Annotated in this window: 8 protein-coding genes and 1 pseudogene; 2 read left to right on the top strand and 7 right to left on the bottom strand. The window is 67.8% G+C overall.

The window, feature by feature from the left end:
• Both DD1DGNOD_RS14480 and pafA read right to left on the bottom strand, forming a co-directional pair.
• Positions 1–327, bottom strand: a pseudogene (locus DD1DGNOD_RS14480) (FKBP-type peptidyl-prolyl cis-trans isomerase); the annotation flags it as partial.
• 13 nt (positions 328–340) lie between these two features.
• Positions 341–1,699, bottom strand: coding sequence for a Pup--protein ligase (gene pafA / locus DD1DGNOD_RS14475; protein ID WP_131766888.1), 1,359 nt, complete (start codon positions 1,697–1,699; stop codon positions 341–343).
• Between the two features lie 285 nt (positions 1,700–1,984).
• Between pafA and DD1DGNOD_RS14470 the strand changes: the two genes are divergently transcribed.
• Positions 1,985–2,707 carry a dienelactone hydrolase family protein gene (locus tag DD1DGNOD_RS14470; RefSeq protein WP_131770368.1) on the top strand — a complete coding sequence of 241 codons (723 nt, stop codon included), beginning with the start codon at positions 1,985–1,987 and terminating at the stop codon, positions 2,705–2,707.
• Positions 2,708–2,793: 86 nt separating this feature from the next.
• Here DD1DGNOD_RS14470 and prcA read toward each other — a convergent pair whose 3' ends face one another.
• The 5 genes from prcA to arc all read right to left on the bottom strand — a co-directional run bounded on the left by prcA (position 2,794) and on the right by arc (position 9,329).
• Positions 2,794–3,516 carry a proteasome subunit alpha gene (gene prcA, locus DD1DGNOD_RS14465; RefSeq protein WP_131770367.1) on the bottom strand — a complete coding sequence of 241 codons (723 nt, stop codon included), beginning with the start codon at positions 3,514–3,516 and terminating at the stop codon, positions 2,794–2,796.
• Between the two features lies 1 nt (position 3,517).
• Positions 3,518–4,297 carry a proteasome subunit beta gene (prcB, locus tag DD1DGNOD_RS14460; protein ID WP_346434324.1) on the bottom strand — a complete coding sequence of 260 codons (780 nt, stop codon included), beginning with the start codon at positions 4,295–4,297 and terminating at the stop codon, positions 3,518–3,520.
• Positions 4,298–4,687: 390 nt separating this feature from the next.
• Positions 4,688–4,906 carry a ubiquitin-like protein Pup gene (locus DD1DGNOD_RS14455; protein ID WP_131766886.1) on the bottom strand — a complete coding sequence of 73 codons (219 nt, stop codon included), beginning with the start codon at positions 4,904–4,906 and terminating at the stop codon, positions 4,688–4,690.
• Positions 4,907–5,491: 585 nt separating this feature from the next.
• On the bottom strand, positions 5,492–7,009 hold the full coding sequence (gene dop / locus DD1DGNOD_RS14450) for a depupylase/deamidase Dop (RefSeq protein ID WP_346434323.1): 1,518 nt from the start codon (positions 7,007–7,009) through the stop codon (positions 5,492–5,494).
• 514 nt (positions 7,010–7,523) lie between these two features.
• The gene (arc, locus tag DD1DGNOD_RS14445; RefSeq protein WP_131766884.1) at positions 7,524–9,329 is read right to left on the bottom strand and encodes a proteasome ATPase; all 1,806 of its coding nucleotides are present in this window, start codon (positions 9,327–9,329) and stop codon (positions 7,524–7,526) included.
• A gap of 120 nt (positions 9,330–9,449) precedes the next feature.
• On the opposite strand from arc, the gene DD1DGNOD_RS14440 reads away from it, so the two are divergent.
• A partial coding sequence (locus DD1DGNOD_RS14440) for a ferredoxin (RefSeq protein WP_165036724.1) occupies positions 9,450–9,753 on the top strand: 304 nt, incomplete at its 3' end.

Here is a 9,753-nt window from a genome sequence, read left to right as displayed (position 1 = left end):
GTACTGGACCAACACGGTGCTGGTCCGCGCCGCGGCCGCTCCGGTACCGACCACGAGGTCCCGGGTCACCAGCGTCGCCGGAGGTGTGCCGGTCCCGGCGGCGATCGTCGGCTTGGTCGACAGGTCGCTCGCGCCCGTCACCGCGGGCACCTGCGCGCTCCCGGCCGGGAGCGTGAGGGTGTCGTCCGCGCGCACCGGCGCGGCCTTGGTCCCGTCGGGCGCGGTGGAGCCGCTGCAGGCGGCAAGCACGGCAATCATCGAACCGAGCAGGACGGCGGAGAGCAGAGCGGAGCAGACACCCCTGCCGGGGCGTGGGACGACGGTCACAGGTAGGTGGTCCTCACATGCTGGCGATGAGTTTGTCGACCCGGTCGTCGACGGAACGGAACGGATCCTTGCACAACACCGTGCGCTGGGCCTGATCGTTGAGCTTGAGGTGCACCCAGTCGACGGTGAAGTCACGCCGCTTCTCCTGGGCTCGTTTGATGAACTCGCCCCGCAGCCGGGCCCGGGTGGTCTGCGGCGGGACGGACTTCGCCTCGAAGATATCGAGGTCGCGGCTGACCCGTTCCACCAGCCCGGCCCGTTCCATCCGGTAGTACAGGCCCCGGTGGCGATGGATGTCGTGATACTTCAGGTCGATCTCGGCTACGCGAGGTGAAGCCAACGACAGACCGTGCCGGTGCCGGAACCGGTCGATCAGCACGTACTTGGTCACCCAGTCGATCTCGCGGGCGACCAGCTCCAGGTCCTCGGTCTCGATCGCGAGCAATGTCCGTCCCCACAGGTCCAGGACGCGTTTGGCGACCGCGTCCCCGCCGCGGCGCTCGACGAACTCCAGCGCCTTGGTGAAGTACTCACGCTGGATCTCCAGCGCGCTCGCCTCGCGCCCGTTCGCCAGTTTGATCTTGCGCTGGCAGGTCATGTCGTGGCTGACCTCGCGGATCGCCCGGATGGGGTTTTCCAGTGACATGTCCCGCAGCACCACGCCAGCCTCGATCATGCGCAGGACGAGGTCGGTAGAGCCGATCTTGAGCAGCGTCGTGGTCTCGCTCATGTTCGAGTCCCCGACGATCACGTGCAGGCGCCGGAAACGCTCGGCGTCGGCGTGCGGCTCGTCCCGGGTGTTGATGATCGGACGGGACCTGGTGGTCGCCGATGACACCGACTCCCAGATGTGCTCGGCGCGCTGCGAGATGCAGTACACCGCCCCGCGGGGGGTCTGCAGGACCTTGCCCGCCCCGCACAGGATCTGCCTGCTGACCAGGAACGGCACCAGGACGTCGGCGAGCCGGCTGAACTCGCCGTGCCGTCCCACCAGGTAGTTCTCATGGCAGCCGTAGCTGTTCCCGGCCGAGTCGGTGTTGTTCTTGAAAAGGTGGATGTCGCCGGCGATCCCCTCCTCACGCAGCCGTCTTTCCGCCTCGACCAGCAGCCCCTCCAGGATGCGCTCGCCGGCCTTGTCATGGGTGACGAGATCGGGAACGGAGTCGCACTCGGGGGTGGCGTACTCCGGATGGCTGCCCACGTCGAGATAGAGCCGGGCACCGTTCTTCAGGAAGACATTGCTGCTGCGACCCCAGGAGACAACCCGACGGAACAGGTAGCGCGCCACCTCGTCCGGGGACAGCCTGCGCTGGCCGCGGAAGACACAGGTGACCCCGTACTCGTTCTCCAGGCCAAAGATGCGGCGATCCACACTGACGACCCTATGCTTCACGCCCGCCGCGGTGTGGACGGACGCTCCTACCCGCCCCGGCCGCGGTCCCACCGGCCTCCCACCGGGCCTCCGGTCACCGCTGTACGGTTGCACACGGTTGCACGTGGTAGCGGACCGGATGCGCTTATCCGTGTCCGGTACCGTTCGCACCGGGATCCGCGTAGTGATACGGAGACTCGGGCCCCCGGCAACGCGCGAAAAGCATGTATTGCGCCGCCTTCGGTCCGCTGGGAAGGACGACCAGCATGACGTTGAAACCCGAGCATCCCGGGGTCGTCACAACCGTGGGGTGGCACCACCCCGGCCACGGTGGTCGCACCGCGCACGGACGAGTCGATCCGCGGCGGGGTGATCGTGCTCCAGGACGCGCGGGGGATCACGCCCTACCTGGTGTCGGTCTGCGCGCGCCTGGCGGACGCCGGCTGGCTCACGGTCGCGCCGCATCTCTACCACCGGGACGGGATCACCGAGGTCGACCCGGCCGGCAGCTGGTCGTCCGCTCCGCAGCAGATGGGCACCCTGACCGCTGCCGGCATCACCACGGACGTCGACGCCGGCCTCGCCCACCTCGCCGACGCCGGCTTCGGCCCCGAGCGGACCGCGGTGATCGGGTTTTGTATGGGCGGGACCGCGACGCTGTTCACCGCTACCCGCCATGCCGTGGGTGCGGCCGTGTCGTTCTACGGCGGCGGTGTGAACACGCCGTACTGGGACGGCGTGCCACCGCTGGTGGAGCTCGCGCCGGCGCTACGCGCGCCGTGGCTCGGCCTGTACGGCGAGGAGGACGTACTGATCAGCGTTGACGAGATCATCGCGTTGCGGGCCGCTGCGGGCACCGCCGCGGCACCGACCGAGCTGATCAGCTACCCCGGCGCCGGGCACGCCTTCCACAGCGACGACCGCGCCGAGATTCACCGGCCGGCGGCAGCTGAGGACGCCTGGAACCGCACGCTCGCCTGGCTGCGCACCCACGTGGCTTCCGCCTGAACCAGCCGCCCTCCCCGGGCCTCCGGCGGCGCGCAGAGAACAGTTTCGCGCCGCCTTCGGCCGCAGGAAGGGGAACCGGCCGCCGGTCAGGTCGTGGCTTCGGCGGTTTCGGCCAGCAGCGAGTCCAGCTGTGGGCCGGGGATGCGCTTGAACAGCCGACGGTTACGGGTGCGGTCGAGCATGGCAACCTCAAGATTGGCCGATGACAGGACGCGGTCGCCGTTGCTGCCCGGGGGCGTGCCGGCTCGCAGCGCGTTCGCGGCGACCCGCAGAGCCGTGGCAAGTGTCTGTGAGTCGGCGTGGTGTTCCTTCAGGGAGATGGCCACCTGTTCGGACTGCCCACCGATGGCCACGAACCCGCGTTCGTCGGCGATCGACCCGTCGTAGGTGAGCCGGTAGATCTGGTCGGACCCGGCATCCTCGCCGACCTCCGCAACGACGATCTCCACCTCGTACGGCTTGATGCTGTCGGTGAAGATCGTGCCGAGGGTCTGGGCGTAGAAGTTGGCCAGCGCCCGCCCGGTCACGTCACGGCGGTCGTACATGTATCCGCGGACGTCCATCATGCGCACGCCCGCCGTCCGCAGGTTCTCGAACTCGTTGTACTTGCCGACCGCCGCGAAGGCGACGCGGTCGTAGATCTCACTGATCTTGTGCAGGGTGGACGACGGGTTCTCGGCCACGAACAGGATGCCGTCGGAGTAGCTGCGCACGACCACACTGCGGCCGCGCGCGATCCCCTTACGGGCGTACTCGGACCTGTCCCGGACCTGTTGCTCCGGACTGGCATAGCCGAAGGGCATGGTCATGTCAGCCTCCCGGATTCGTCATGCGGTCGGCGACGACGGCTTCGACGATGGTGCCCACCTCGTCGTCGGCGAAGCGACGGAAGCCGTCCTCCGTCACCGAGGCGACCACCGGGTAAATGCGGCGGGTCAGGTCCGGACCACCGGTCGCCGAGTCGTCGTCGGCGGCGTCGTAGAGCGCGTCCACGCAGACCCGTACGGCCCCGTCCCGGGTGAGGTCCGGCCGGACCTTCTTCTTCAGTGCGCCGCGAGCGAAGACGGAACCGGAACCGATGGCCTGGAAGCCGCTTTCCTCGGCCCGGGAACCGGTGATGTCATAGGAGAAGATCCGTCCCCTGCCGGCGTCGAGGTCATAGCCCGCATACAGCGGGACGACCGCGAGCCCCTGCAATGCCATGCCGAGGTTGTTCTTAATCATGAAGGACAGCCGGTTGGCCTTGGCGTGCAGGCTGAGGGTGGAACCCTCGATCTTCTCGTAGTGCTCGAGCTCGACCTGGAACAGGCGGACGAGATCCGCGCCGATCCCGGCCGTGCCCGCGTACCCGACGCAGGAGTACTCGTCGGCGTGGAACACCTTCTCGACGTCCCGCTGCGCAATCACGTTCCCCATGGTCGCGCGACGGTCACCGGCCATGATCACGCCGCCGGGGTACGTCACCGCTACGATCGTCGTGCCATGAGCCACCTCGGTGACGGCGACCGGCAGACTGCCGCGTGCGCCTGGCAGCAGCTCGGGCGCGGCCATGGCCAGAAACTCGGTGAACGACGACGTTCCCGGTGTCATGAACACAGACGGTAGACGCCCGGCGACTCCCGCTGGATCAGCCACAAATCCCCCTTCAGATAGTCGATGGGTCGGGTGAGTGGTACCAGGTCGTCGGTGAGGTCCCCGAGACCCGTGTTGCAGCTGACGCACACAATGTCACTCTCGTCCTGCGCCGCCGATGCCGGGGCCGGCCTACCAGCGATTTCGCCCTGGGCCACGCACGGCTGCGACTGAGGTGGCCGTGCTTCACCCGCCAGCCGACAGTCGGCTGCGGGTCGAACACACGCGTCCCCTGCTCGTCGGCAGGCTCCGCCGCGTCCCACCCGGTGGCATCGGTATCCCGCCCGGTTTCCCGACCGCGGCCCCGGTATTTCTGCACAGCTTTCTCCGGGCGGTCGGCAGGATTATCTACTCCCCCCCTTTCTGGACGTAGCCCTTGACGAACTCCTCCGCGTTCTCCTCGAGCACGTCGTCGATTTCGTCGAGCAGGGAGTCGACGTCCTCGGACAGCTTCTCGTGCCTTTCCTTGATGTCGTTGGCGCCGGACTCCTCGACCTCGACATCGTCGGTCTGGTCCGTCCGCCGGCCCGCGCGCTGCTGACCGCCGCCAGTGTCCTTCGTGGCCATGAGACCCTCCTTCGATCGTCTGGAGCGACACTATCTCCGGGCCCGGACATCCTGAGGCGTTCCTCGCGGCCCGCCGCCGACCTCACCACGCCGCTGCGGTGACCTCGCGCCCGGGTCGCCATGAGCACCTGGGCCTCCGGCAGCGCGAGAGAACATGATCGCGCTGCCTTTGGCCCTGCTGGCCCAGAGACCTGGGCCTCCGGCAGCGCGAGAGAACATGATCGCACTGCCTTTGGCCCTCGGAGGACCACTCCATCACGATCCGGCCGGCGCGTCGCGACGTCCGCCCACGGCGCAATGTACGGACAGTCCCAGCTCGGCCACCCACCAAGAGCTGCGGGCAGGGGTTGGACGTCGGCGGTGGAGCCCGCCCAGGGTCCCGTACAGGCATCCAGCCCGTACGCCCATCCATCCCCTGTACGTCCCCCAGACAGCCGTCCGGCGGACGGCCACGAAGTTGTCCGTGGGCCGTGAGCCCGCGGACAGACAGCGGACCACAGGCCGGGTGGGCGGGCCGGAACCCGGTAGGCCTGCCGCTCTACCTGCCCGACCGACCTACCTGGCCCGTGTCCACCGGCCTGCCGGTCAGCCTCCGGCGAGCGCGTCCACGAGGTCCAGCGCGGTCGGGCACCGGGCGAGCAGCTCGCCCACGTGCGCCCGGGTCCCGCGCAGCGGCTCCAGGGTCGGTACCCGCTGCAGGGAGTCGCGGCCGATGTCGAAGATGACCGAGTCCCAGGAGGCGGCGGCCACCTGCTGCGGGTACAGCGCCAGGCAGCGACCCCGGAAGAACGCCCGGGTGTCGTGCGGCGGCTCGGTCATGGCCTGGACGATCTCGTCCTCGGCGAGCAGCAGGTCGATCCGCCCGCGCTCCACCAGGCGGTTGTACAGGCCACGCTCGGCCCGCACGTCGGAATACTGCAGGTCGACCAGCTGGAGGCGGGGAGCGTCCCAGCCCACCCCGTCCCGCGCCCGGTAGCCCTCGAGGATGGCGAGTTTGGCGACCCAGTCCAGTTCCCGGGAGCACGTCATCGGGTCGTCCTCAAGACGCACCAGGACCGACTCCCAGCGGGAGAGCACGTCCGCGGTCTGCGGGTCCGGATCGGTGCCGAAACGGTCCTCGACGTACTTGCGGGCCTGCTCGAGGTACTCCATCTGCAGCTGGATGGCGGTCATCTTCCGGCCGTCGGAGAGGGTCAGCAGGTGTCGCAGGGACGGGTCGTGGGAGACCGCCCGCAGGTTGCTCACCGGATTGTCGACGCTGAGGTCGACGTCGAGCCAGGAGTCCTCGATCATTGCGAGCACGAGCGAGGTGGTCCCGACCTTGAGGTAGGTCGAGATCTCGCTCATGTTCGCGTCACCGATGATCACATGGAGCCGGCGGTACTTCTCCGGGTCCGCGTGTGGCTCGTCCCGGGTGTTGATGATCGGACGCTTGAGGGTCGTCTCCAGACCGACCTCGACCTCGAAGAAGTCGGCCCGCTGGCTGAGCTGGAAGCCGGCCTCCCGGCCGTCCACTCCGATACCGACTCGGCCGGCGCCGCAGACGACCTGCCGGGAGACGAAGAACGGGATGAGATGGCGGACGATGTCGCCGAACGGCGTGGACCGGGCCATGAGGTAGTTCTCGTGGCAACCGTAGGAGACGCCCTTGTTGTCCGTGTTGTTCTTGTACAGGTGCACCGGCATGGTGCCCGGCACGGACAGCGCCCTGCGGGCGGCCTCGGCCATCACCCGCTCCCCCGCCTTGTCCCACAGCACCACGTCGCGAGGATTGGTCACCTCGGGCGTGGAGTACTCCGGGTGGGCGTGGTCGACGTAGAGACGTGCACCGTTGGTGAGGATGACGTTGGCCAGCCCCAGATCGTCCTCGTTGGCTGGCGCGGACGGATCGACCACCGGTTCGCGGGGAAGCTCGAAGCCCCGCGCGTCGCGCAGCGGTGATTCCTCCTCAAAATCCCACCGAGCCCGGCTGCCGCCGGTCGCCTGTCGGTTGGCGTAGGAGTTGACCACCAGCGACGAGGCAAGCATCTGGTTGGTGGTTGGCTGACCGGGCACCGAGACGCCGTACTCAGTCTCGGCTCCCATGATCCGGCGAACGCTCACACTGCCAGCGTAGGTGCTTTGAGCTCCCGCCGAGACCTGGACCGGATGGGTGACCCTCGGTGACTGCCTGACAAATGCCCGGAAACACGGACCAATCATCCCATCGATTGGGCCGTCGGTTGGGCGTTGGGGCTGCGCCGGAGACATTCCGGGTCGGCGAGCGGACATCGTCGGCGACGAGTAGACGTCGTCAGCGGACGGGTGTCGGCCAGTGAGCGGGTGCCGCCGGCGGACGGGCGGTCAGCACCCGGCCGGGCCCGCAGCCGGCTCATCGGCTCCGCCGACGGCCGGGAAACCTCGGTCCGGACGCGTGCCCGCCTCAGCAGTGAGGGCGGGAGGGCGGGATGATCCCCGCTCTCCCGCCCTCGGCGGAACGTTCTGCGTGCACGAAGGAAGCTGCGATCATGCACCCCTGGGCCGACCGACCGGAGCAGCCGGGCCAGGGGTGCCGGCCCGGTGCCCTGGCTCGGGCTCCTCGATCCGACTCCCTGATCCGGCTCCTTGGTCCGATCAGCTACAGGTACTGACCCGTGTTGGCGATCGTGTCGATGGACCGGCCCGCTTCGGTGCCCTTGGTCCCGGTGATGAGTGTGCGGATGTAGACGATCCGCTCGCCCTTCTTGCCGGAGATCCGTGCCCAGTCGTCCGGGTTGGTCGTGTTGGGCAGGTCCTCGTTCTCCTTGAACTCGTCGATACAGGCGTTGAGCAGGTGCTGCATCCGCAGCCCCTTGACGCCCCCCTCGATGAGCTCCTTGACCGCCATCTTCTTCGCCCGGGCGACGATGTTCTCGATCATTGCGCCCGAGTTGAAGTCCTTGAAGTACAGGACCTCCTTGTCGCCGTTGGCGTAGGTGACCTCGAGGAAGCGGTTCTCCTCGGTCTCGGCGTACATCCGCTCGACAACCCGCTGGATCATGCCCTGGCAGGTCGCTTCCCGGTTGCCGCCGTTCTCGGTGAGGTCCTCCGGATGCAGCGGTAGATCCGGCGTGACGTACTTGGCGAAGATGTCCTTGGCCGCTTCGGCGTCCGGACGCTCGACCTTGATCTTGACGTCCAGTCGGCCCGGACGCAGGATCGCCGGGTCGATCATGTCCTCACGGTTGGACGCGCCGATCACGATCACGTTCTCGAGCTGCTCGACGCCGTCGATCTCGCTCAGCAGCTGTGGGACGATCGTGTTCTCGACGTCCGAGGACACCCCCGATCCGCGGGTCCGGAAGATCGAGTCCATCTCGTCGAAGAACACGATCACCGGCATGCCCTCGGACGCCTTCTCCCGCGCCCGCTGGAACACCAGCCGGATCTGCCGTTCGGTTTCGCCCACGTACTTGTTCAGCAGCTCCGGACCCTTGATGTTCAGGAAGAACGCCCGTCCGCTGCCCTGGCCGGTCTGGGCCTCGACCTTCTTCGCCAGCGAGTTGGCCACCGCCTTGGCGATGAGCGTCTTGCCGCAGCCGGGCGGGCCGTACAGCAGGACGCCCTTCGGCGGCTTCAGCTTGTGCTCAAGGAAGAGATCCTTGTAGAGGAACGGCAGCTCGACGGCGTCCCGGATCGACTCGATCTGACCCTTGAGACCACCGATCTGCTCGTAGCCGATGTCCGGCACCTCCTCGAGGACCAGTTCCTCCACCTCGGACTTGGGGATGCGCTCGAAGGCGTACCCCGACCGGGTCTCGATCAACAGTGAGTCCCCGGCCCGCAGGCGCCCGTCCAGCAGCGGCTGGGCGAGCATGACCACCCGCTCCTCGTCGGTGTGGCCGATGACCAGTGCCCGATCGCCGCTTTCGAGGATCTCCTTGAGCAGGACGATCTCACCGTGACGTTCGAACGCTCGTGCGTCGACGACATTGAGGGCCTCGTTGAGCATGACCTCCTGTCCGGGGCTCAGATCGCCGACGCCGACGTTCGGCGACACTGTCACCCGCAGCTTGCGGCCCTGGGTGAACACGTCGACCGTTCCGTCGTCGTACGACCCGATGAAGATCCCGTAGCCGCTGGGCGGCTGGGCGAGTCGATCGACTTCTTCCTTCAGGGCGATGATCTGATCGCGAGCTTCGCGCAGTGTGGCCACGAGCTTGTCGTTCTGCCCGCTGACACCGGCGAGATCCGCCTGTGCCTCGGCTAGGCGCTCCTCAAGAGCGCGGACCTGCCGCGGCGACTCGTTGAGCCTGCGCCGCAGCATCGCCACCTCCTCCTCGAGGAAAGCGACCTGAGTTGTGAGCTCGTGTACTTCTTTCTCGTACGCCGAAGCTCGTGGATCACCATCACCTGGACGGCCCGAACTCCCACCGGAGCCAGAGCCCGAACGGGGACCGGACACCGCGCCTCCACCTCCCCCGTGCTGACCGGGACGCACCCAACACTACCGTTGTGACCGCCGCTGGCACGCCGGTCTGACGACTACGGGCCTGCTTTGGCGTAAACAGCGAGTTACGGTGCCATGGTGACAGACGATCGGAGCCCTGTGGCAACGCCCACGAATTTCCCTGAGGCATCGACGCCCTCGACGTTGCGGGTACGCGTGGACCAGGACGCATGCACCGGCGACGGTCTCTGCGTCCAGCTCGCCCCCGGCGTGTTCGAGTTCGACGTTGACGGTCTGGCATACGTGAAGGGGTCCGACGGCGAGTTGCGTACGCAGGCCGGCGAATCGGTGCTGGTACCGCTGCCGCTGGTCAGCGACGTCGTGGCTGCCGCAGACGACTGCCCGGGCAACTGCATCTACGTCGAGCGCCCCGACGGGA

Source organism: Candidatus Protofrankia californiensis, assembly GCF_900634765.1.
GTDB classification, from domain to species: Bacteria; Actinomycetota; Actinomycetes; order Frankiales; family Frankiaceae; genus Protofrankia; species Protofrankia californiensis.
Note: the sequence above shows the minus strand (reverse complement) of the source record. Positions and strands in the feature narration are given on the sequence as shown.